The following is a 22,513-nucleotide window of genomic DNA, read 5'->3' as shown; positions in this document are numbered from 1 at the left end:
TCGCTCCGTTTCATTCCTTGCTTTTCACGGTTTGGCAGCGAGCCTCGTGTTGGGCGCAGCTTTCCCTGTTCATGCCGCTGACGCAGTGTCCGTTCAGGCGGCCAAGGCTTCTGCCGATCTCGCCTGGCTGATGGCGGCGGCCGGCATGGTGATGATGATGCAGGTGGGATTCCTGCTTCTTGAAGCCGGCATGGTGCGCTCGAAGAATTCCATCAATGTCGCCCAGAAGAACCTCCTGGATTTTGTCTTCGGCGTTGTCGGCTTCGCGGTCGCGGGTTTCATGCTCGCCTTCGGCCGCTCCGGCTTCCTGCCGGTCGGGCTCGATCCTGACTATTTCCTGCTGCAGGACCTCGATAGCTGGCTCGCCGGGTTCTTCGTCTTTCAGGTGATGTTCTGCGGTACGGCGGCGACCATCGTTTCCGGTGCCGTCGCCGAGCGCATGACACTCTCGGCCTATGTTCTCGGGTCAATCATCCTGTCGACGCTGATCTATCCGATTTTCGTGCACTGGGTCTGGGGAGCGGCGATCGGGCCGAACTCAGGTGCCTTTCTCGCCAATCTCGGCTTCGTCGATTTTGCCGGCTCCACGGTGGTGCACGCCACGGGTGGCTGGGTAGCACTTGCTGCATGCCTGGTGATCGGCGCAAGACGCGGGCGTTTTGATGCCGAGGGACGCCCGGTGCGCCTTGCCGGCAACAATCCGGTTCTGGCGACCACCGGAGGCCTCATCCTGTTTTTCGGCTGGATTGGCTTCAATGGCGGTTCCACCCTGGCAGCCAATGCGGATGTGGCGCCGATCATTCTCAACACGGTTCTCGCCGGCGGAATGGGCACCTGCGTCGGCTATGTGATCGGTGCGAGGCAAGATGGTGTGGTGCTGCCGGAAAAGGCGCTGTGTGGCATGCTGGGTGCGCTGGTCGCCGTCACGGCGGGCTGCCACCTGCTTGAGCCGGGTGGGGCCCTCATCACGGGCGCGCTCGGCGCCATCGTCGCCATCGTCGGCAACCAGTATCTCGAAGAGAAGCTCAAGGTCGACGATGCCGTCGGAGCCGTCGGCGTGCACGCTTTCGCCGGTGTCGCCGGAACCGTGGCACTTGCACTGCTGGCGCCGGTCGATCGGCTGCCGCTCGGTGGACGATTCGATCAGCTCTACATCCAGATCTTTGGCTCCGCGCTGAACTTCTACTGGGCCTTCGGCCTCGGCTATGCCTTCTTCTGGACGCTCGACAAACTCGTGCCGGTTCGCGTCACGGCCGAGGCCGAAGACATCGGCCTGAACGTCGCCGAACATGGGACGCGGCTCGGTGTCGGCCATGTCGAGGACGCTCTTTCAAAGCTCGTTTCCGGCAAGGCCGATCTGGGCGACCGGTTACCGGTCGATCCGGGCGACGAGGCGGAGAAGCTGACCCGGCTGTTCAACCACCTGATGGACAATATCCAGCAACAGGAACGCAATCGAAGCGTACTCGAATCCCAGGTCCGCGACCAGGAAGAGGCGGATCGGGTGTCGGCGCTCGCCAACGCCACCTTTGAAGCGATCGTCATGCACGAAGGCGGCGTGATCATTGACGGCAACGAGCAGTTCGAGGTGCTGACTGGTCGCAAGATTGCAGATCTCATCGGAACGTCGATCCTCGATGTTGTCGACCAGACCGGGCGGCGCATGCTCATCGAGGATCCCAATCCGGCGCCCGACGTGTCGCGAGAGTTCCAGATCGTCCGCGCCGACGGCTCAAGCATCCCGATCGAGGCTCGGGGCCGCAATATAGAATATCGCGGCCGGCATATCCGGATCAGCTGCCTCGTCGATCTTCGTGAGCGCAAGGCCGTCGAAAGCCGCATGCGCCATCTGGCGCAGCACGATCCGCTGACAGGGCTTGCGAACCGTGCGCTGTTTACCGAAACGCTCGCCGCCCATGTCAAACAGGCGAATGACGGGTGGGGTTGCGGGGTTCTTCTGGTCGATCTCGACCATTTCAAGGACGTCAACGATCTTTACGGGCACCCTGCTGGCGACGAGGTGATCAGAGAGACGGCGCGGCGTCTGTCCGCAGCACTCGGTCCCGCCGACATGGCGGCTCGCCTCGGCGGTGACGAGTTCGCGATCATCCTCGGCAATTGCCATTTCGAAGCCCAATGCGAAGATTTCGGTCGCCGCCTGGTTGAAGCCTTCCGGCAACCCTTTGACACCGGCCAGGGCGAACGCATCAAATGCGGTGTCAGCATCGGCGGTGCGCTTTGCCCGGAGCATGCGGGCGAGCTCGACGAACTGATCGGCCGTGCTGACATCGCCCTCTATCACGCCAAGAAGTCCGGTCGGAACACGTTCAGATCCTACCGCAGGGGCATGGACGAACTGATCGAGAAGCGACGTGCGCTCGAAGCCGATATCGAGCGCGGACTGGAGCGCGGTGAGTTCGAGCTCTATCTCCAGCCTCGGGTCTCGGCATCGGATGCTCTGATCGTCGGATACGAGGCGCTGGTGCGCTGGAAACATCCGGAGCGCGGCATGGTGCAGCCGGGTGATTTCATCCCGGTCGCCGAGGTGTCCGGCAAGATCATCGAACTGGGAGAATGGGTACTGATCGAAGCCTGCCGTCTGGCAACCGATTTCCCAGAGCATCTGCATATCAGCGTCAACGTCTCGCCGGTGCAGTTCCGCCATCCGCAGTTTCTGGAACGGATCGAAGCGATCCTGGATGCGTCCGGGGTTTCGCCGCATCAGCTGGAGCTTGAGATCACGGAGAGCGTGCTGATCGACGACGATCAACGGGCGCGCCTCATTCTCGGCCATCTGAAGACCCTGGGCTTGAGGATTGCGCTCGACGATTTTGGCACCGGCTATTCGTCGCTCAGCTATCTGAGCCGCTACCCCTTCGACGTGATCAAGATTGATCGCAGCTTCGTGTCTGCCCTCGGCACAGAGGAGACCGCCGACGCCATCGTCCGCACCATCATCGATCTCGGCAGCGGGCTCGGCATGCGGGTCGTGGCGGAAGGTGTGGAGACGGTGGACCAGGCTCGTTACCTGAGCGTCGCGGGCTGTGACGAGCTGCAGGGATATCTGCTCGGCCGGCCTCAGCCGCTCGACAGCGTCGCATCCGAGGTGAGCGCAGAGATTGTCTCCGAGCTGACCAGTGTCGCGCGGCTGGCAGCGCATCGCCACAAGCGCCTGTCCCGAACGGGGAGCGAGACAGGGCTTGCTCTGGCGGCAAACGGCAACTGAAGGTTCTTGCCGTTTGCAGAAGTGGGGCGGCAGCGAGGCTGCCGCGCTGGATCGTCAATGGATCAGGCGGCGCGCGCCAGTTCCTCGACCTTGGCCTTGGCTGAAGCCACGGCCTTTTCGGCGGCTTCCGGACCGTATGCCACGCCTTCGACATAGACAGTCTCGACCAGCTCGATGCCGAGGAAGCCGAGAACCGTCTTGAGATAGGGTTCGGCATGGTTCATCGGGGCGCCGGGGCCGGAGGAGTAGATGCCGCCGGCGGCGAGAACCAGATAGGCCTTCTTGCCCTTGGCGAGGCCGACCGGGCCGTTTTCCGTGTAGCTGAAGGTGAGGCCGGCACGGGCGATGTGGTCGATCCAGCTCTTCAGCGAAGAATAGATGTTGAAGTTGATGAGGCCGGTGCCGATGACGATCGTGTCGGCGGCCATCAGTTCGGCGACGAGCGCGTCGGAGATAGCAACAGAAGCGGTTTCTTCAGCGGTGCGTGCATCGGCCGACTTGCGGATCGCAGTGGTGAAGGCGCCGTCGACGTGGTCGAGCTGGGTTTCGACGAGATCCCGGCGGACCAGCGTACCGGTTTGACCGGCGAACTTCTCGGCGAGCTCGGTGGCGATCGCGTTCGAGAGGGATTCCGAGCCGCGCGGGCTGGAGGTGACGAGAAGGATGGAAGACATGTGCAATTCCTCGAATGGTGGTGGGCCCTTGGGAGCAGGCCTGCCATGCATCTATGTCCGAGCACGCATCAATGAAACTGTGATAATCTAGATCGGTCATATCGAATAACTGGATGGATGCCCGATCGCATGGATGCCAATCCCACTCTCGACCAGTTGCAGGTCTTTCTCACCGTGGCTGATACCGGCAGCTTTTCCGCGGCCGCCCGGCAGCTCAATCGCGCCCAATCCGTAGTAAGCTATACGATCGGCAATCTCGAAAGCCAGCTCGGCGTGACGCTGTTCGAGCGGACCGGCACACGGCAACCCAAGTTGACGGAAGAGGGCAGAGCGATGCTGACCGATGCCCGCCGCATCGTCGGCGATCTGCAGGTGATGCGCGCCAAGGTGCGCAGCATGCATCAGGGGCTGGAGGCGGAGTTGTCGGTGGCCATCAGCGTACTCGTGCCGACCGGCGCCATGCTGGCGGTGCTCCGCGAGTTTCAGCGGCAGTTTCCGTCCGTTTCGCTGCGACTGGAAGTGGGCGAACTCGGACGGCTGGTCGAGCTGGTGATGAGCGGCAGGGCGACCATCGGCATCGGCGGTGCGCCGACCCGGCAGGACGACACGCTGATCGTCACCCGCATTGGCCACAATTTCCTGTTGCCGGCTGCCGCGGCCGATCATCCGCTCGCTGAGCGCAGAGGCACGCTGTCCCTGCAGGATGTGCGTGAGGAAACCCAGATCGTCGTCAGCGACGCCTCGGATCTGACGTCGGGACGTGATTTCAACGTCCTGTCGTTCAAGACCTGGCGCGTGAGCGACATGGCAACGAAACATCAGCTGATCCGTGGCGGTCTCGGCTGGGGCGGGCTGCCGGCCTCGATCATTCGCGAAGACATGGCAAGCGGCCGGATCGTGCATCTCGATCTGCCGGCCTATGAGCAGGGGTCCTACAATCTCTATGCCATCAGGCGGACCGACAATCCGCCGGGCCCCGCCGGAACCTGGCTGATCCGGGCCTTCGAAGAACAGCTTTCGAACTGCCCCATGGATCTGGCATCCCCACCGCCACTTGCAACGGTAGTTTAAGGAATCGATTCAACATCCTGAATCGACTCCGTTCTTGATGGATCAGCATCATGCTGGCCCTGCTCAGAGCATCAGCCGGAACTTCGCGAAACCTTCCGCCGCTTCGCCGGCATCTTCGATTTGGCCGCCCTTGAAGTCGGCGAGGAATTCGCGTGCCTTCGGGCCGGTCTCGAAGATCACGCTGGTCTCGCCGATCGGTGCAAACGACCAGTTGCCGTCGGCTGACGGATTGATCGTGCCCTGTTCGACGATGTAGCGAACGATGATGTCCCGGTTGGTATCCGGGCCGACGAAGATCACCTTGTCGGAGGCAATCTCCGGGAACTTGCCGCCGCCGCCGGCGCGGTAGTTGTTCGTCGCGACCGCAAAGGTCTGGCCGGGGTCGATCGGCTTGCCGTCGAACTGCAGGTTGACGATGCGGCTCGCCTCCGGATGGACGACCACGCCGTCCTTGTCGTAGCGGGCGGGCTTGGTGAGATCGATCTGATAGGTCACGCCGTCGATGACGTCGTAATTGTAGGACGGGAAATCCGGATTGATCAGTGCCGCGTCCTTCGCGCCCTTCTCGATCTGGTTGAAGATGCCGGCCGACATTTCAAGCCAGTTCTTCACCTGTTCGCCGGTGATCGACACGGCCTGGATGGTGTTCGGATAGAGATAGAGATCGGCGACGTTCTTGATCGCGATATCGCCGGCCGGCACGTCGGTGAAGTAATCGGCGCCGCCACGACCGCCGGCCTTGAACGGGGCCGCCGCCGACAGCACCGGCAGATCCTTGTGCGGACCGTCTTTCAACATGTCCTTGATGTACCAGGACTGCGCAATCGAGACGATCTGGATCGAGGGATCGTCGGCCACGAGGGCGAAATAGGAATAGAGGGGAGCAGACGACTTGCCGACCGGCGTGCGCACGTAGTCGAGTGTCGCCTGATGTTCTGTCGCGACCGAGGCGATGACCTCGGGCTTGTCCTTGACGTCGGCAACGACCTTGCGATTGTCGTCGCGATGATAGATCGGGCGTGCCTCGCAGGTGAAGTCGACGATCTTCCAGCTTGCGCCGTCCTTTTCGAGAAGCAGGTCGATCAGCCCCATATGCGAGCCCCAGAAACCGGCCATCACGGCAGGCTTGCCGAGCAGCGTGCCCTTGACGGCGTCCGCGCCAGGCACGTCCTCGAAATCCTTCGGGCCGGGGAAGACGAGATGCTGGTGGCCGGTGAAGATCGCGTCGATACCTTCGACGCCTGCGAGATACAGCGAGGCATTTTCCATGCCTTCTGTTTCGCCTTGCCCGTCGATCCCGGAATGGGAAAGGGCAATCACGATGTCGGCGCCTTCTTCCTTCATCTGCGGCACCCAGGCGCGGGCCGCCTGCAGGATGTCGCGCGTCATCGCCTTGCCCTCGAGGTTCTTCGCATCCCAGAGCATGATCTGTGGTGGCACGAAGCCGATGAAGCCGACCTTGATCGGGCTGGTGGCCCCGGATCCGTCGCGGATCTGCTTTTCGATGATGTGGTAGGGCTTGAAATAGAGTGGATCCTGCTTGGGATCGGCCGCAAGCTGGCCCTTGGTCAGGTTGGCACAAACGAAGGGAAACTGCGCACCCGCCAGCGTGTTGAACATGAAGTCGAGGCCGTAGTTGAATTCGTGATTGCCGAGCGTTCCGCAATCATAGCCGAGCACGTTCATCGCCTTGATCACCGGATGTACGTCGCCTGGCTTCATGCCCTTCTGATAGGCCATATAGTCGCCCATCGGATTGCCCTGCAGGAAGTCGCCATTGTCGATCAGCATCGAATTGCCGGCCTCGGCGCGGATGGAATCGATCAGGCTTGCGGTGCGCGAAAGGCCCATCGTGTCGTTCGGCTTGTCGGCATAGTAGTCGTAAGGCATCACGTTGACGTGGATGTCGGTGGTCTCCATCAGCCTGAGATGCGCCTGATTGCCATTGGCGCGCGCCGCAAACGGATGAAGCGTGATTAGCGCCGCGGAGGCCGCGACGCCGCTGAGCAAAGATCGGCGGGAAATCGGATGAAGATCGAGCAAAGACGGCATGGGGGCCTCGCGAAGAACAGGTTCTGAAAGCGACAGAGGTTAAGTCGCTTTCAAGAGGCTTGCACCTGTAAAATGACAGGGGTGAGACGTTGCCATGGCCGTGTCTAGCTCGGCACGAGGTTCCGCGGATCCCGATGGAAGTGGCGGAAATAGGCGGTGACCTGCGCAACCGCATTGGTGGTCTGCTCGAATTCGAGCCCCATCTTGCCGGCGCGGTACCAGCGGACGGTGCATTCGATGTGACCGAGTTCGGCGCAGCTGACGGTAACAGTCGCGCCGCGCTTGGCTTCGATCCAGCCCTCCAGATGCAGGGCCATGCCGGTTCGGGAAATATCGAGAATACGGACGTTGAACTTCTGGCCGATGAATTCCAGCGTGCCCCTGATGTGACAGCGGATACGGTGGCTTCGGCGGCCGTCCGGATTGAGTTTGGCAGCAAGCATAAAATTGCGCTCCGTCAAATTGATGAAAGAAACGCAGAAAACCTCGGTCAGGCGCCTTAACGGCATCTGGCCAAGGTCATTAGAATGCGAGCGATCTCCTCAGGAGATTTTGGGGGTTTTGCCAGTTATGCGGGGTGTTTACCGTTAACTTCCGCTCGGCAGGGTCAGCCGCGCAGGACCGGCCGGACTTCCTGGTGGTAGTTGCGGAAATAGGCCGCGACCTTGGCGATCGAGTTGCTGTTCGGGCGGAACATGATGCCGATGCGGCCACCATAATTCCAGCGGACTACGCCTTCGAGATGGCCGATATCCGCGTTCTCGATGGTCACCTGGCTGCCGGCGGCGGCGGTCAGCTTGGTGGCGAGCTCCAGGGCGAGGCCGGTGCGCGAAATATTGATCACGCGCGCATCCGCCTGCTGCTGAAAATAGCGGATCTTGCTATCGATCCGGCAGCGGTTGCGGGGTGATTTACGAACATCCATACCGAGATTATTGCTCATGATGCCGTCCTGAATAGAAAAGGGAATGGCACGAACCTACGCCCGATCTGTGAGAATGGCCTAAATCAATTCATTAGGATTTTCAGGATCCCCCATCAAAGACCCACATTTGGACGTTCGATCACTTCGCGCAGCGCAAAGCTCGAATTGATCTTCACCACATGCGGCAGCGCCGAGAGCCAGTCGCGATGGATGCGCTCGTAATCCTCGAGATCCTTGGCGGCCACACGCAGAATGTAATCGTATTCTCCCGACATCAGATAGCACACAAGCACGTTCGGACAGCGCTTCACGGCGGCCTCGAATTCGGTCAGCGTCTTGGCGAACTGGCCGGACAGCGAGATGTGCACGATCACCATCATCTTGTAGTCGATCGCCTTGTGCGACAGGCGCGCATGATAGCCGCTGATCACGCCCGATTTTTCGAGCATGTCATGGCGTCGCGAGCAGGCGGAGGGCGATAAGCCCACCGTTTCGGCGAGCTCGGCATTGGTCATCCGTCCATTCTCCTGAAGCGCCTTCAGAATGGCACGATCAATGGCATCCAGTTCCGCCATTCGTAGATTTCTCCGTTTTGCAGCTGCCTGACGCAAGAAGCTGCGAATTGTCTGATGTCCCAGGCTTCACTTTGCAAGGACATTTTGCGCGGAGAATGTTTGAATTTCCGTATCTGAAACAAAGCAGCTTCGGCTGCGAATAAGAGAGAGGAACGCTTCATGCGTGTCGGTTGCCCGAAGGAAATCAAAAACCATGAATACCGTGTCGGTCTGACCCCCGGTGCCGTCAGAGAATATGTGGCTCATGGCCATGATGTCCTGATCGAAACGGGAGCAGGCGCCGGCATCGGCGCAGACGACCACGCCTATATCGCCGCTGGCGCGAAGATCGCAGCCTCGGCCAAGGACGTGTTCGAAAAGTCCGACATGATCGTTAAGGTCAAGGAGCCGCAGCCCTCCGAATGGGTGCAGCTGCGCGAAGGCCAGATTCTCTATACCTATCTCCATCTAGCGCCGGATCCGGACCAGACCAAGGGGCTGCTCGATTCGGGCGTGACTGCCATCGCCTATGAAACTGTAACCGACGAGCGTGGCGGCCTGCCGCTTTTGGCGCCGATGTCGGAAGTCGCCGGACGCCTGGCGATCCAGGCGGGTGCGACGGCCCTGCAGAAGGCCCATGGCGGCCGCGGCATCCTGCTTGGCGGCGTGCCAGGCGTGCTGCCGGCCAAGGTCACCGTCATCGGTGGCGGCGTTGTCGGCCTGCATGCGGCCAAGATGGCCGTCGGTCTCGGCGCCGATGTCACAATCCTCGATCGCTCGCTGCCGCGTCTGCGCCAGCTCGACGACATCTTCGGCGGTCGCGTTCACACCGTTTACTCCACCATCGATGCGCTTGAGCAGGAAACCTTCTCCGCCGATCTCGTCATCGGCGCGGTCCTGATCCCCGGTGCGGCTGCCCCGAAGCTCGTCACGCGCGAGATGCTGTCCGGCATGAAGAAGGGCGCTGTCATAGTCGACGTCGCCATCGACCAGGGCGGTTGCTTCGAGACCTCGCATGCCACGACCCATTCCGATCCGACCTATGTCGTCGACGGCATCGTGCATTACTGTGTCGCCAACATGCCGGGCGCGGTTCCGATTACCTCGGCGCATGCCCTCAACAATGCAACGCTGGTCAACGGTCTGGCGCTCGCCGATCGCGGTCTGCGCGCGATTGCCGAGGATCGTCACCTGCGCAACGGTCTCAACGTTCACAAGGGCCGGATCACCAACAAGCCGGTGGCCGATGCCCTGGGTTATCCGGCCCATGCGCCGGAATCCGTACTCAACGTTGCGTAAGGCTGCACTCTCCGGTCGCCTCACGCGGCGTCAGGTCCGCGAATGTAACGTGTAAAGCGGCCGATCCGGGCCGGCCTTCCCATCGGCCGGCCCGTTTTTTTATGCCTAGATCAAGGCAGATCGGGCCGGCTCTTCGGCTCATGCATCGGGCAGCCGATCAAGGCGCTGCGCTTTGCCGCCGCCACCGGATAGACCTCTCTGCGGGCCCGCATGACATTGCCGAGGGGTCGATGCTGCTCGATGCCGCGCCAGGGGCGGAAGGTCAGTCCGTCATCGACGGCACGCGAACGACCTTCCGACCAGCCCGTCTGCGGAGCAACACTGATGGTCGCGATCTCCAGATAGGGGCTGTCTTCCTCTGGCCAGACGACGGAAGCATCCTCGATCGGCTGTGTTTCGAGATTGCGACAGAGCTGTGCGCGCAAGGTCCATTCTCCGCCATCGCGCGCCATCACCTCGGCAACCGCTTCGCGCAGCACGTCGGGCCCCTCGGATAGATCGATTCTGTCGTCGACCAGGCGCTTGAAGCTCTCGGACCGTGGCACGATGTCGAGCTTTGCCACATACTCGCCGAAGCGCAAGGGAACCTGGGTGTAGTAGTGCTCGCCGAGTGGATGGGTCTCCGGATAGCCGCCCATCGCCTTCAACGCTCCGGCATCCGCGCCCATGGCTTCCAGTCCACGGACGATGGGTCTCAGGATCCAGCTGAGCGCACTCTTGGCCCATTCCACCCGATCGGTGGTGCGGGAAATCAGTTTCAGGTTTTTGGCAAAACCTGCGGCATCCGGTGCAGCAAAAGCCGGCGCGGAGGCAAAGAGGAAATCCTGCGTGAGATCGCCTTCGCTGCCTGGCAACCGCGTGCCCTCGACGTCGAAGAGCTTGATGGCGAAACCGCGCGGCAGTGAAACACTGTCGCGCAAGGGATCGCCAGGGATGGTGGATATGCGGATGATCGCCGGATAGGTCCGACCCGGTTCGGCGAAGATCCCCTGCCGCAGTTCGGCCGAAAGATCCGGATGGACGGTGACAGAGGCTTCGAGCAGGGCGTGGCTCTTGGCATGTACGCTGCGCTGCGCATGGCCAAGATCCTCGTGTGTCTTCTCGATGATGTAGAGCATGCTCTCCTTGATATCCTCGATCGCCTCCTTTTCGTCGGCGGAGGGACTTTCGAGGTCGGCATGGTAGCGGATTGGCGGGGTGGGCTGCATCAAGGGCTCCGTTCTCTGTAGACAAGCGGACGGAACGCAGCGCCAGTGACCGGGGTTCCTCAGAGACGAAAGGCCGTTGCTTCAGCCCCGCCCGCTGCGATCAAGAGCATGGGTCGCGATGCGTCGCACACGAGGCCATGCCCGACCGTCGATCAGGGCGAGGCCGAGAAGGATGATCGCCATGCCGGTAAAATCCTCCGGATCAAGGCGTTCACCCAGAAAGACGGCGCCGAGCATGATGGCGCTGACTGGGATCAGGAAGGTCACCAGCATGATATTGGTGGCGCCGGCGCTCGCCAGAATGCGAAAGAAGATGACATAGGCAAGCGCAGTCGAGATGAGCGCGATGGCGATCACGGCGGCGATGGTGGCAGCACTTGGAGCCGGAAGGGTCCAAGGGTGATCGAAAGCCATGGCGAAGATCAGCATGACGACGCTCGACGCCGTGAGCTGGCCGCAGGCGGTGACCATCGGGCTGAGCCCCCAGAGCCGAAACCGACGGCCATACACGCCTGCGAAAGCATAGGAGAGAGCGGCGCAGAGGATGGCGATCTGTGCGAGCAGATCCTGTCCAAGATGGGACAGCGAAGATGGGCCGATCATCACGGCAACGCCGGCAAAGCCCACAAGCACGCCTGAGAGGCGGTTACCCGTCATCTTCTCGTCGCTCGTCAGCAGATGCGCCACAACCACGCCGAACAGGGGCGTCGTGGCATTCAGGATCGAGGCGAGGCCGCTTTCGATATGGGTCTGCGCCCAGACGATCAGGCTGAAAGGCAGGATGTTGTTGAGAAGCCCCATGCCGAGAAAGCCGAGCCAGATCTTCGGTGAAGTCGGCATGTGTTTTCCGGAGAGGCGCACCACGGCGTGCAGGGCAAGGGCAGCAAGACCAACGCGCGCTGCGACGATCGTGAGCGGCGGCAATTCGCGAACGGCAACACCGGTGAAGAAGAAGGATCCGCCCCAGATGACGGAAAGCAAGAGCAGCAGGCCCCATTCGGTGGCGGTCATGGAGGGGCGGGCGGTAGTCATGCTTGTCTCCGGCCGTCGGTCACTGCCGTGTCGCCGCGCTCGATCCGGCATTGATAGCAGTTATTGCGTGCCGATCGGACATGCAGATAGGCGATCCCTGGACTGGCGAGCAGTTCCTGCGCCCGCGCGATGATGGCCTCTGTCTGGACCACGCTACCGCTGCCGTAGACGATCCGGTCGTCCGCGCCATAGCCGCGCACGATGTAGTCGGGGCTTTCCAGCATCGGCGGCAGGACGTCGCTTGCTTCATAGCGCGGGCAGGCATCGGCATGCAGGAAGACCGGCCCGGTCTCGGCATAGGGCTGGAGCGTGGGAAAAGGGCGATAGGCGAGCGTCAGATAGGCCTCACCTTCGGCAATGACGCCTAGGCAATGGCGGCAGGGATAACCGCCGGGGGAGATGCGACGCTCGGGCGCGAGCCCATAGGCGTCGGGGGCCCCCTGACGATAGGCTGCGGCCTGTTGCGAAGGCATGGCGAGAAAACGGAGATCGGACATCATGGAAGCCTCATGTCGACAGTTGAGATAGGCTAGCTTCTGTCACTGAGGCATCTGCGGCCACCCGATTCCTGCGTGCGTTCGTGCGGTCAGAAATGGTGCTTCTCTCTCGCCGCATCTCTGCTGTAGAGAATGGGCGAGGTATCAGGGGTTCGGGGTCTCTCATATGCTGTCGCTCAAGTCCGTCACAACAGTCATGCTGGCCTTCGCTGCAGCATGGCTTTTCCAGCCAACCACGCGTGTTCAGGCAGAAGATTTGACTGCCGAACAGGTGGAGGAAGGCCAGCAATTCGTTGTCAACAATGCCATCTTCATCCTCTTCCACGAGGCCGGCCACATGCTGGTCTCCGAGTTCAATCTGCCGGTGCTCGGACGCGAGGAGGACGCGGTCGATGCGCTCTCCTCTGTGCTATTGCTCGGCGCCGAGGACGAGGATCTCTACACGACCATGCAGGATGCCGCCGATGGCTGGTTCCTGCTCGATGAAGCCAATGAGGATGGTCCGCAGGAAGATGACTTCATGGGCACCCATGGCCTGGATCGCCAGCGTGCCTATTCGATCGTCTGCATGATGACCGGGGCGAATGCGGAGTTCTTCGATGAGTTTGCCGACTCGCTTGAATTTCCCGAGGATCGTCGCGAGGAATGCCTCTTCGAATACGAGAAGGCGCGCGACAGCTGGATGAGCCTGCTCGCTGCCAACATGAAGGAAGGCGCCAAGACCCGCTTCGACGTCCGCTACGAACCGGCGGGTGACGCGGATCTGCAGGCTTTTGCCGATCTGCTGAAGAGCGCTGGCGCTCTGGAGACGATCGCCACCGTCTTCGGCGAGGGCTACAATCTGAAGGACGGCATCAAGATCACCGGCACGGCCTGTGGCGTTGAGAATGCCTTCTGGGATCCAGAGGCGCGCGAAATCACCTACTGCTACGAGATGGCCGCCTTCCATGCCGGTCTCATCGCCAACTGGTTCGAGAACCAGGGCTCAGAGGAGACCTCGAGCGACGACGACGCGACCGGTTCCGGCGATGAGGCGACGTCCGTCAAGCTGAAGAGGAAGGAATGAGCGACGGCGGCGTCAGCCGTCGCGCTTGATGAGCGCCAACAGCTCCTGATCGGTCAGGGGATCGACCAGGGCGTCATAGGTGCCGACGGGCGAGAAGCCAAACTGCTGGTAGAGCTGCAGCGCGCGCGGATGGTCGAGCGAATTGGTGGTGACGGTGACTGTCTTCGGATTACTCGCCCATGCGGCATAGAGACACTGGAGCAGAAACCACTTGCCGATGCCGAGCCCCAGCGCATGTTCGAAGAGGCCGAAATAGGAGAGCTCGACGAGATCGTCGCTTTCCTGTGAGAGCTCGTAGAAGCCGGCCGGCGCCCCGTTCACATAGAGAACTGAGATCGACACCTTCTCGGCATGGATGATCGCCTTCAGCTGCTCGTCGGGCAAACGCAGGCGCTCATACCAGTGCCAGCGTGCACCAACCTGGCGGTGCAGGAAGCGGTAGAAGGAAAGCGGGATTTCATGCGTGCGCATGATTGCCGTCTGAATGTTGACCGGCACCGGAAGGCTGGATTTCGGCGGGGCCGTCATTTCGAGCCGCGTGACATGGGCGGTCAGCGGCCCCGACGTCTTCGAGCTGAGCGATGAAGCGTCGCCGGTGACGACAGGCGTATCGGTCTTCGACCCCCATTCCGACCAGGAGCCGTCATAGAGCGAATTGTCGGTATGCCCCAGGCTTTCGAGCGCCAGCGTCACGACGGCTGCCGTCACACCTGAGCCGCAGGACGTCACCACCGGATTGTTGAGATCGATACCGGCACTGGTGAAGATCGAGCGCAGCGTGGCGAGATCCTTCAAGCGGCCGTTTTCCGACAGCGATGATGCAGGCACGCTGCGTGCCCCGGGGATATGGCCGGAGCGCATGCCTTCGCGAGGCTCAGGCTCTTCGCCGGTGAAGCGGCCGGCAGGACGGGCGTCGGCAATCTGCTTGTCGCCCTCGTCTGAAATCGCCGACATCTGGTCGAAGGAGGTGAGTCTCGAGCGGTCGAACTGCGCCTCGAAGGTAACAGGTGCCGGTTCCGGCAGGTCGGTTTCAAGCTTTCGCCCTTCCGCCTTCCAGCCATCGATGCCGCCTTCAAGCACGTAGACGCGCCGCGCGCCCATGACACGGAACATCCACCAGACACGCGGCGCCGAAAAGAAGCCGGGACCATCATAAACGACGATCGTATCCTCGGCGGAAATGCCGAGCTGGCCGACGGCCTGGGCAAAAAAGGAGGGCGAGGGCAGGGAATGGGGCAGGCCGGTGGTCGTGTCGGCAATCACGTCCTGATCAAAGAAGACCGCACCTGGAATGTGGCCGGAGGCATATTCCACGGCGCCGTTGCGGTTATGAGCCGGCAAATACCAGGAGGCATCGACGAGCTTGAAGCCGGGAGACCCGAGGTTCTTTTCCACCCAATCCGCCGAAACGACGAAACGGCTTCTTTCACCGGACATGCACTTCTCCCGTACGTTCCTATGGCTTAGGTCTCCGGGGCTCCAAAGCGAATGCGGAACCGGCGGTTCTCCTTGCCCTTCTTTTCGATCTTGGCGATATGAATCGCACCGACCTCCTGGGTCTCGGAAACATGTGTGCCCCCGCAGGGCTGACTGTCAACGGCGGAATGCTCGCCGATACAGACCAAAGACACCCGACCAAGGCCGACGGGCGGGCGGACATTCTTCGACTTGACGATGCCGGGGTTGGCCGCGAGCTCCTCGTCGGTGATCCACTGGAGATAAACGGGGTGATTTTCGCCGACGAGCTTCATCAGGTCTGCCGTGACCTGATCCTTGTCGATGGTCTCGCCCATGTCGAAATCGACGCGGCTTTCCTCCTCGCCGACGGCGGCCCCCGTGATCGGATAGGAGCAGACGACGGAGAGCAGGTGGCAGGCTGTGTGCATGCGCATCAGCTTGTAACGGCGCGCCCAGTCGACATGCAGCACGAGCTTTTCGCCGACTGCGGGCAGAGGCTCGCCGTCGAGAGGGCGGTGCAAAATGATATCCTTGCTGGCGCCGTGGCGCGTCTCGGCAAGCTGAATGTGGCTGCCATCCTCCCGCTCCAGGAAACCGGTATCGCCCGGTTGCCCGCCGGAGGCCGCATAGAAACAGGTCTGGTCGAGTTCGACCGCGCCGTCTTCATGCACGGCCGTGACCACCGCTTCCGCCGTCGAGAGATAGAAATCGTCGCGGTAGAGGGCGATGGTGGTCATGGCTATGCTTTCAATAACAATCAGGCAGTTTCGAAGGGCAGGTCGAAGGCGGGGCGCTTTTCCAGCCAGGCCGGAACCGGCAGACCCTTCGAACGCAGGAAATCCGGGTTGTAGAGCTTCGACTGATAGCGGTTGCCGTAGTCGCAGAGGATCGTCACGATCGTGTGGCCGGGGCCGAGTTCGCGAGCCAGACGCATGGCACCCGCAATGTTGATGCCTGACGAGCCGCCGAGGCAGATGCCCTCGTTCTCGACGATGTCGAAGACAATGTCGAGCGCTTCGGAATCGGGGATCTGATAGGCGAAGTCAGGCGCAAAACCTTCAAGGTTCGCGGTGATGCGGCCCTGGCCAATACCCTCGGTGATCGAGGATCCCGAGGACTTGAGCTCGCCGTTCTTGTAATACTCAAAGAGCGCAGCACCCTCCGGATCGGCAAGGCCGATCTTGACGGATGGTTTCATGTTGCGAAGACCGATGCCGGTGCCGGCGAGCGTGCCGCCTGAGCCTACCGCGCAGATGAAGCCATCGACGGCGCCGCCGGTCTGCTCATAGATCTCTTTCGCCGTCGTCTCTATATGGGCGTCACGGTTGACGGTGTTGTCGAACTGGTTCGCCCAGATCGCACCGTTGGGCTCGCTCTTCGCTAGCTGGGCGGCGAGACGGCCGGAGATCTTCACATAGTTGTTCGGGTTCTTGTACGGCACCGCCGGCACTTCGACGAGTTCGGCGCCGAGCAGCTTCAGCGCATCCTTCTTTTCCTGGCTCTGGGTCTCGGGGATGACGATCACGGTGCGGTAGCCAAGCGCCTTGGCCACCATGGTCAGCCCAATGCCGGTATTGCCGGCCGTGCCCTCGACGATCACGCCGCCGGGGCGCAACAGCCCGCGCCGCTCGGCATCACGGATGATGAACAGCGCCGCGCGATCCTTGACCGACTGGCCGGGATTGAGGAATTCGGCCTTGCCGAGAATGGTGCAGCCGGTCGCCTGCGAGGCGCCTTTCAGCCGGATGAGGGGCGTATTGCCGATCGCCTCGAGCACGGAGGGGTGAAATGCCATGATGCCTGCCTTTTTTGTCTGACGCGGACACTAGAACCAAATGCGCGGGGAAGAAAACCGGTATGCCGCGCAATTTTGTCCTTCTGGGCAAGATTCTGCGGGGCAGCGGTCAGCGCGAAACGTGGACAGGTCTTTTCCGCCCGAGGGCAGGCAAAGGCAAGGAATGGCTTTTCGCGTGGCGGCGGAGAGAGGGAAAATGCGTTCGGGACTAGGATTTAAGGGCTTCTGGAAAATCACAGGCCACGCCAAGAGGCATGAAGTGCTTCAGATTGGCGGTAATCACTGTCAGCCCGTAAGCCTTTGCTGTGGCGGCAATCAGGATGTCGGCGAACCCGGGATGCGCGCCGCTCGCGGTAGCGACATCGTCGAGCCCGCCGGCGATCCGGGCAACGATGGGGTCGACGGGCAAGATTCGGTCGCCGAAGGTTTCAGTGATCGTATCGAGCCAGTCGCTTAAGCGCTGCGACCGCTCGAAGCTGCCGCGACGATACAATCTGCGCAGGCCCTTCTCGATCTCCGCCAGCGTGATGGCCGACACATAGAGGACTTCGCCTTCATTTCGAAACCACATCCGCATCGCCTCTGATGGCGCCTGCTTCCGGTCGGGCGAAAAGAGCGAGATAATGTTGGTGTCGATGACGAAGCCGTTACTCAAGCTCGACGTCCCGCATGGGGGATGGATTGCGGACTAGATCGGCGGGGCCGGGATAAGACATCAGGAACTCTCCGAAATTCGGTCTCGGCTTCGACATCGCCCGTTTCGCCGCCTCTCCGGCCTCGACGCTGACCAACATGGCGGCAGGCTTCCCGTGACGGGTAATCGTAACGAATTCGCCGTTGGCGGCATCATCGACGAGGCTGGCGAATCCTGCCTTGGCATCGGCAACACTCATGCTCGACATGTGGATCTCCTAAAATGACTATGTATGGTCATTTTAGCGGAGAGATGGATCAAGGTCCAGTGCGGGGGGCTGAGTTTGCTGGCCGTCGAACTGGCCACTAGGGTCCTTCCCAAAGTCGATCAGTAGTGATGGCGGCACTGCGCGATCAGGAGCCCGTCTTCCTTCGGACGATAGACGAGCCGATGCTCCTGATCGATCCGCCGCGACAACCAGCCGCGCAACTCGCCCCGCAGCGGCTCCGGTTTGCCGATGCCATGAAAGGGTGATCGGCTGCTGTCCTTGATCAATTGATTGACGCGCGCCAGCATCTTCGGATCGGTAGACTGCCAATACAGGTAGTCCTCCCAGGCACGCGCATGGAAGATGAGCTTCACTCCGAGAGCTCGCGCGCCTCGCCCTTGCCTTCATCGAGGTCCCGCACCGCTTCAAGCAGGCGTTCGGCGTTGCGGGGGCTCTTTAGGAGATGCTGCGTTTCCTCATAGGACGCAAAATCCTCCACCGACATCAGAACGGCAGCTGGTTTTCCGCGATCACGGGTGATCAGCACAGGCGTCCGGTCCTCAGTCACGCTGTCGAGCAGAGAGGCCAGGTTCTTGCGCAGGTCGCTGTAGGATGTCGTTCTCATCCCTTTATTGTACTTGATCGCGTACAAGAAGCAACTCTTGCTCTCTTTTTGCTGGGCGCCCGTCGATTTGCACAACTCGGCGTGGCCGCATCACTCCCCCCTCAACCCCTGAAACGCCGCCATCGCCGCATCCCTTGCCTTGCCGTGATCGACGATCGGCAGCGGATAGGTCTTGCCGAGGCTCACGCCTGCTTCCTTCAGCATCGCGAAGGGCGCCTCCGATGGCTTGTGGATGAACTTGTTCGACATGCCTCTCAGCTCCGGTACGAAGCGACGGATGTAAGCCCCTTCGGGATCGAATTTCTCGCCCTGGCTGGTGGGGTTGAAGATGCGGAAAAAGGGAGCGGCATCGGCGCCGGAGCCGGCGACCCATTGCCAGCTGGCTGCATTCGAGGCCGGGTCGGCATCGACAAGCGTGTCGCGGAACCAGCGTTCGCCTTCGCGCCAGTCGATCAAAAGGTCCTTGATCAGGAAGGAGGCGACAATCATGCGCACGCGGTTGTGCATGAAGCCCGTCTGCCAGAGCTGGCGCATGCCGGCATCGACGATCGGGTAGCCGGTCTGGCCACGCTGCCACTTTTCGAGCAGATCCGGCGCGTCGCGCCAGGGGAAGACGTCGAACTTGGCGTTCCAGTTTTTGGTCGCGAGATCGGGAAAATGGAAGAGCAGATGATAGGAAAAATCGCGCCAGACGAGCTCCTTGCGGAAGTGGATATAGTCCTCACTCGAATAGGCGTCCGGCAGCCCGCGCGTCGCGTGCCAGACGGACGCGGGCGAAATTTCGCCCAGCGCTAAGTGCGGCGAGAGCATCGAGACATGCGCTTCACCGGGAAAATCGCGGCGGGTGCGATAGCCCTTGAGGCCGGATGCGATGAAAGCGGCGAGGCGCTTGCTTGCGCCGTCTTCGCCGGGCTGCCATTCGCTTTCAAAGCCTTTCGCCCAGTTCGGCCTGGTCGGCAGCAGGTTCCAGTCCGAAAGCGTCTCGCTCTTCGGCCAATGCTCAGGTGCGGTGAGCGACTTCGGGGCAGGGATCGGCTCGGGCGGCTCGCCGGACCCGTCCAGCGCCTTCCAGAAGGGCGTATAGACGCGAAAATGGCCGCCGGCGCCGGTCTTGAGCTTGGTCGGCTCGTGCAGGATCTGGCCGGCAAAGGTGCGCACGTCGATGCCATCAGCGATCAGTTTTGCCTTCAACGCCTTGTCGACAGCAATGCCTGAGGGATCATAACGACGATTCCAGAAGACGGCCGAAGCGCCGGTTTCTGTGATGAGATCGGCGAGCATGGCGTCTGCGGCGCCGCTGCGCAGGATCAGATTGGAGCCGAGCCTTGCCAGCGATTCCCCGAAGGCTTCAAGCGAGTGATGCAGCCACCAGGCTTGCGCCGCGCCGAGCGGTCCGGTGCCGGCGTGCTCCGGCTCCCTTATATAAAGAGGGACGATGCGAAACCCCTCGTCCGCCGCGGTTGCGAGCGCGGCGTGGTCGGAGATCCGGAGATCCTTGCGGAACCAGAGGATGAGCGTCTTGGCGGATTGCGGCATGCGTTGTTCTTCTTCGTTGGCTTTCAAAGCCATACGAAGGGTTACCGCGACAAGATCACGCCGCTGTCACGAATCTCACACTCTGGCATGCGCCTGCAGCCCGGTCTGTCAGGCGGCGGAGCGTGCAGGGATGCGACGGGCCTGTTCGGCCCGAAGCATGGCCATGATTTCCTGGGCGTTTTCGCGGACATAGAGGCGATGCAGCTTTTCGGCGACCGGGGCGGTGGTCAGCAGGCAGGTATAGCCTTCCCGCTCGTACCAGCGGAAATCCACCACATTGTCCATGTTGACGTAGAAGGGAAAGCCGTCCCCATCGTGAAGCTCAAGCCACATCGGCCGTCCTCCTTGCATTCTTTTCCGTACGAGGAGGGAGATAGCAGCGAAAGGTGAAGAGGGGGTTTCGGAACCATTGCCGGAAAGTCCACATTGGATCTTGTGGGCCGGCAACGAGCATTCAATTAAAAAGCCCGCTGCCTTTGTGAGGCGCGGGCTTTGAAATTAGATGGCTCCCCGGGCCGGATTCGAACCGGCGACCTGTCGATTAACAGTCGAATGCTCTACCGCTGAGCTACCAGGGAACAGCCGCTTGCCGCGGTGTGAGCGGGGTAATACTGATGCTCGCTCCGTTTGCCAAGCGGTTTTTCAAAAAAAATGTCATCGTCTTGTTTTTATTTGTGGGCTCACCATCTGGAGGGCCGTGGGAAGGGGGCCCAAAACCGCTGAAACGTAGGGAGTCTCGTGAATGCCAGAACGTCGGTATCGGCTCGACCAACAGCGAGGGCGCCTTGTCCTCGGCAGGCTCGAGATCCCCGTTCCGCGCTCCAAGGCCGGTCGAATCGTGACGGGAACGGCACTCGTCGGCGGTGGCTTTCTGGGCTTCCTGCCGATCCTGGGCTTCTGGATGGTGCCGCTTGGCCTGATCGTTCTCTCGCATGACCTACCGGCCGTTCGACGCCGTCGTCGGCGTTTGACCGTCTGGTGGAGTCGCCGCAAGGACGCGTCACGCCCCGGCAGCGGGAGCTGACTCCCACAACGCGGCACATGTCATAGTGAAATGACCTGATGGTTCCAACCCGATACCCTGGGCGGACTCAATCGGGGATACCGAACGCGGCGCTCGCCGTCTGGTTCCCGGAAAGGTCATACGACATGAACATATTAATCCAGGCGGAGAGTTCCTTGATTCTGACGCCAAGAGATTTTCACATTATCGATCACGCGATGCGGGCGGCCGAACCGGCACAGCCCGCTTATTCCGATGACGGCCATCGCGAAGCGGTGGGCAAGGCGGTGATCCGGCTTTATACATCGGGCATGACCGATCCCGGACGCCTGGCCGAAGCCGCCAGCACCATGGCCGCAACACGCCTGCTTGATCGTCGTCGCTGGCGAGAGGACTCTTAAGGAAAATCGGGCGGGGAAGGGCGCCTTCGGGCATCCACAGGAGCGCCGCGAAATTTGATGAATTTCCCCTTGCGCTCACTCTCGATCCGTTCTAAATGCCGCCCACCACACGCACTTTTCTACTCGGATGGCCTCGTGGCGGAGTGGTGACGCAGAGGACTGCAAATCCTTGTACCCCGGTTCAATTCCGGGCGAGGCCTCCATCCGAACTCTCTCCATAGATACAATCGACCTTATCCCGGCGGCATCGGTGATGTCGTCTTTGCGCGTTCCGCAAGAGCGACTGCGTCACTTCGCGACCGCGATATTCTCGTGTGCGAGAAGAAGACCGGCTTGAAAGCGCCTCGCCCTGCAATTAAAGACACGGGTGGAATAAGCCGCTATGGCCGGTCGACACGGGGCGCGAATGAAATGATGGATTACGTAGCAGCACGCACCAAGATGGTGGACAACCAGATCAGGACGACGGACGTCACGTCCCATTCCGTGCTGACCGCCTTTCTTTCGGTGCCGCGCGAAGCCTTCGTTGCAGCCGAGCTGAAGCCGCTCGCCTATATCGACGAGGATATGCAGGTGGCGCCCGCCGCCAATGGCAATCCGGCTCGCTACATCATGGAGCCGTCGCCGCTCGCCAAGCTTCTGCAGCTGGCCGCCATCACCAAGGATGACCTGGTGCTCGAGATCGGCTGTGGTGCAGGTTACGCCGCAGCGCTCCTGTCGCTGCTCGCCGGTTCCGTCGTGGCGACCGAGAGCGACGAGGCGCTTGTGGCCCGGTCGACCGAAACGCTCTCCGAACTCGGTTATGACAATGTCGCCGTCGTCTCCGCCAAGCTGGAGGACGGCTATGCCGCCGAAGCACCCTATGATGTCATCTTCGTCAACGGTGCCGTCGAGGAGCTGGCGGAAGCCCTGCTGGCGCAGCTGCGCGAGGGTGGTCGTCTTGTCGCCGTCGTCGGTTATGGCAATGCGGCCCGCGCCCGCCTCTATGTCAAGAATAGCGGCATCACCTCCCACACCGAATATTTCAATGCCGCCGTGAAGCCGTTGCCCGGTTTCCGTAAGGCAGCCGAATTCGTCTTCTGAAGCTCGACGTTCAACGAGTGCGTTTGAGGCCCGCCGCGTGCGGGCCTTTTCGTTGGTGCGCAACAAAGCTGTGCATCACGGCAATTCATTCTGCGCACGTGATTTT

24 protein-coding genes and 2 tRNA genes are annotated in these 22,513 nt (G+C 61.4%); 8 read left to right on the top strand and 18 right to left on the bottom strand.

Translation table 11 applies throughout. The features are described from left to right. Window positions 1–46: 46 nt before the first annotated feature. Window positions 47–3,226 carry an ammonium transporter gene (amt, locus tag BSY240_RS04495; RefSeq protein ID WP_442855998.1) on the top strand — a complete coding sequence of 1,060 codons (3,180 nt, stop codon included), beginning with the start codon at window positions 47–49 and terminating at the stop codon, window positions 3,224–3,226. 62 nt (window positions 3,227–3,288) lie between these two features. Here the strand turns inward: amt and BSY240_RS04490 are convergent, their stop codons facing one another. Then, window positions 3,289–3,900 carry an FMN-dependent NADH-azoreductase gene (locus BSY240_RS04490; RefSeq protein WP_054150110.1) on the bottom strand — a complete coding sequence of 204 codons (612 nt, stop codon included), beginning with the start codon at window positions 3,898–3,900 and terminating at the stop codon, window positions 3,289–3,291. A gap of 129 nt (window positions 3,901–4,029) precedes the next feature. On the opposite strand from BSY240_RS04490, the gene BSY240_RS04485 reads away from it, so the two are divergent. Further along, complete coding sequence (locus BSY240_RS04485) at window positions 4,030–4,971, top strand: LysR family transcriptional regulator (RefSeq protein ID WP_069041545.1); 942 nt, start codon at window positions 4,030–4,032, stop codon at window positions 4,969–4,971. A 63-nt stretch (window positions 4,972–5,034) separates the two neighbouring features. Here the strand turns inward: BSY240_RS04485 and BSY240_RS04480 are convergent, their stop codons facing one another. The 4 genes from BSY240_RS04480 to BSY240_RS04465 form a co-directional block, all read right to left on the bottom strand. Further along, entirely contained in the window at window positions 5,035–7,023 is a 1,989-nt protein-coding gene (locus BSY240_RS04480) for a bifunctional 2',3'-cyclic-nucleotide 2'-phosphodiesterase/3'-nucleotidase (RefSeq protein ID WP_069041544.1), read from the bottom strand. Between the two features lie 104 nt (window positions 7,024–7,127). Beyond that, complete coding sequence (locus BSY240_RS04475; RefSeq protein ID WP_069043824.1) at window positions 7,128–7,466, bottom strand: PilZ domain-containing protein; 339 nt, start codon at window positions 7,464–7,466, stop codon at window positions 7,128–7,130. A gap of 164 nt (window positions 7,467–7,630) precedes the next feature. Then, window positions 7,631–7,966 carry a PilZ domain-containing protein gene (locus BSY240_RS04470; RefSeq protein WP_054150113.1) on the bottom strand — a complete coding sequence of 112 codons (336 nt, stop codon included), beginning with the start codon at window positions 7,964–7,966 and terminating at the stop codon, window positions 7,631–7,633. A 95-nt stretch (window positions 7,967–8,061) separates the two neighbouring features. Next, window positions 8,062–8,523 (bottom strand): Lrp/AsnC family transcriptional regulator, encoded by a 462-nt coding sequence (locus tag BSY240_RS04465; RefSeq protein ID WP_054150114.1) that lies wholly within the window; start codon window positions 8,521–8,523, stop codon window positions 8,062–8,064. Window positions 8,524–8,682: 159 nt separating this feature from the next. Between BSY240_RS04465 and ald the strand changes: the two genes are divergently transcribed. After that, entirely contained in the window at window positions 8,683–9,801 is a 1,119-nt protein-coding gene (ald, locus tag BSY240_RS04460; protein WP_069041543.1) for an alanine dehydrogenase, read from the top strand. 110 nt (window positions 9,802–9,911) lie between these two features. On the opposite strand, the gene BSY240_RS04455 is transcribed toward ald, so the two are convergent. The 3 genes from BSY240_RS04455 to BSY240_RS04445 form a co-directional block, all read right to left on the bottom strand. Continuing rightward, window positions 9,912–11,009 (bottom strand): catalase family protein, encoded by a 1,098-nt coding sequence (locus BSY240_RS04455; RefSeq protein ID WP_069041542.1) that lies wholly within the window; start codon window positions 11,007–11,009, stop codon window positions 9,912–9,914. Between the two features lie 81 nt (window positions 11,010–11,090). Continuing rightward, on the bottom strand, window positions 11,091–12,041 hold the full coding sequence (locus tag BSY240_RS04450) for a DMT family transporter (RefSeq protein WP_069041541.1): 951 nt from the start codon (window positions 12,039–12,041) through the stop codon (window positions 11,091–11,093). Next, the gene (locus BSY240_RS04445) at window positions 12,038–12,538 is read right to left on the bottom strand and encodes a DUF1203 domain-containing protein (protein ID WP_069043823.1); all 501 of its coding nucleotides are present in this window, start codon (window positions 12,536–12,538) and stop codon (window positions 12,038–12,040) included. The genes BSY240_RS04450 and BSY240_RS04445 overlap by 4 nt, the downstream gene beginning before the upstream one ends. A 166-nt stretch (window positions 12,539–12,704) precedes the next feature. Between BSY240_RS04445 and BSY240_RS04440 the strand changes: the two genes are divergently transcribed. Next, window positions 12,705–13,604, top strand: coding sequence for a DUF4344 domain-containing metallopeptidase (locus tag BSY240_RS04440; RefSeq protein WP_069041540.1), 900 nt, complete (start codon window positions 12,705–12,707; stop codon window positions 13,602–13,604). A gap of 12 nt (window positions 13,605–13,616) precedes the next feature. On the opposite strand, the gene sseA is transcribed toward BSY240_RS04440, so the two are convergent. The 10 genes from sseA to BSY240_RS04390 form a co-directional block, all read right to left on the bottom strand. Continuing rightward, entirely contained in the window at window positions 13,617–15,041 is a 1,425-nt protein-coding gene (gene sseA, locus BSY240_RS24540; protein WP_069041539.1) for a 3-mercaptopyruvate sulfurtransferase, read from the bottom strand. 26 nt (window positions 15,042–15,067) lie between these two features. After that, the gene (locus tag BSY240_RS04430) at window positions 15,068–15,799 is read right to left on the bottom strand and encodes an alanyl-tRNA editing protein (protein WP_069041538.1); all 732 of its coding nucleotides are present in this window, start codon (window positions 15,797–15,799) and stop codon (window positions 15,068–15,070) included. A gap of 20 nt (window positions 15,800–15,819) precedes the next feature. Further along, window positions 15,820–16,857: a cysteine synthase A gene (locus BSY240_RS04425; RefSeq protein ID WP_069041537.1), complete on the bottom strand. Its 1,038-nt coding sequence runs from the start codon at window positions 16,855–16,857 to the stop codon at window positions 15,820–15,822. A 208-nt stretch (window positions 16,858–17,065) separates the two neighbouring features. After that, on the bottom strand, window positions 17,066–17,512 hold the full coding sequence (locus tag BSY240_RS04420) for a type II toxin-antitoxin system VapC family toxin (RefSeq protein WP_069041536.1): 447 nt from the start codon (window positions 17,510–17,512) through the stop codon (window positions 17,066–17,068). Then, the gene (locus BSY240_RS04415) at window positions 17,505–17,759 is read right to left on the bottom strand and encodes a type II toxin-antitoxin system Phd/YefM family antitoxin (protein WP_054150122.1); all 255 of its coding nucleotides are present in this window, start codon (window positions 17,757–17,759) and stop codon (window positions 17,505–17,507) included. The genes BSY240_RS04420 and BSY240_RS04415 overlap by 8 nt, the downstream gene beginning before the upstream one ends. 119 nt (window positions 17,760–17,878) lie before the next feature. Next, a complete protein-coding gene (locus BSY240_RS04410; RefSeq protein ID WP_069041535.1) occupies window positions 17,879–18,133 on the bottom strand; it encodes a Txe/YoeB family addiction module toxin in 255 nt (84 codons plus the stop codon). Further along, window positions 18,130–18,384, bottom strand: coding sequence for a type II toxin-antitoxin system Phd/YefM family antitoxin (locus BSY240_RS04405; RefSeq protein WP_054150137.1), 255 nt, complete (start codon window positions 18,382–18,384; stop codon window positions 18,130–18,132). Before BSY240_RS04405 ends, BSY240_RS04410 begins: the two co-directional genes overlap by 4 nt. 90 nt (window positions 18,385–18,474) lie before the next feature. Continuing rightward, the gene (locus tag BSY240_RS04400; protein ID WP_069043822.1) at window positions 18,475–19,920 is read right to left on the bottom strand and encodes a cryptochrome/photolyase family protein; all 1,446 of its coding nucleotides are present in this window, start codon (window positions 19,918–19,920) and stop codon (window positions 18,475–18,477) included. Between the two features lie 108 nt (window positions 19,921–20,028). Next, window positions 20,029–20,253: a hypothetical protein gene (locus BSY240_RS04395; protein ID WP_054150124.1), complete on the bottom strand. Its 225-nt coding sequence runs from the start codon at window positions 20,251–20,253 to the stop codon at window positions 20,029–20,031. Window positions 20,254–20,423: 170 nt separating this feature from the next. After that, window positions 20,424–20,498: transfer RNA gene (locus BSY240_RS04390), tRNA-Asn, on the bottom strand. A 164-nt stretch (window positions 20,499–20,662) separates the two neighbouring features. Between BSY240_RS04390 and BSY240_RS04385 the strand changes: the two genes are divergently transcribed. The 4 genes from BSY240_RS04385 (at window position 20,663) to BSY240_RS04370 (ending at window position 22,407) form a co-directional block, all read left to right on the top strand. Further along, window positions 20,663–20,944 carry a hypothetical protein gene (locus tag BSY240_RS04385; protein WP_069041534.1) on the top strand — a complete coding sequence of 94 codons (282 nt, stop codon included), beginning with the start codon at window positions 20,663–20,665 and terminating at the stop codon, window positions 20,942–20,944. A gap of 155 nt (window positions 20,945–21,099) precedes the next feature. Beyond that, a complete protein-coding gene (locus BSY240_RS04380) occupies window positions 21,100–21,324 on the top strand; it encodes a hypothetical protein (RefSeq protein WP_150127398.1) in 225 nt (74 codons plus the stop codon). A 129-nt stretch (window positions 21,325–21,453) separates the two neighbouring features. Continuing rightward, window positions 21,454–21,527: transfer RNA gene (locus tag BSY240_RS04375), tRNA-Cys, on the top strand. Between the two features lie 211 nt (window positions 21,528–21,738). Next, entirely contained in the window at window positions 21,739–22,407 is a 669-nt protein-coding gene (locus BSY240_RS04370) for a protein-L-isoaspartate O-methyltransferase family protein (protein WP_069041532.1), read from the top strand. Window positions 22,408–22,513 lie beyond the last annotated feature (106 nt).

This window comes from Agrobacterium sp. RAC06, from assembly GCF_001713475.1.
Lineage (GTDB): Bacteria > Pseudomonadota > Alphaproteobacteria > Rhizobiales > Rhizobiaceae > Allorhizobium.
The sequence above is the reverse complement of the archived record's forward strand: the minus strand, read 5'-3'. Positions and strand labels throughout refer to the sequence as shown.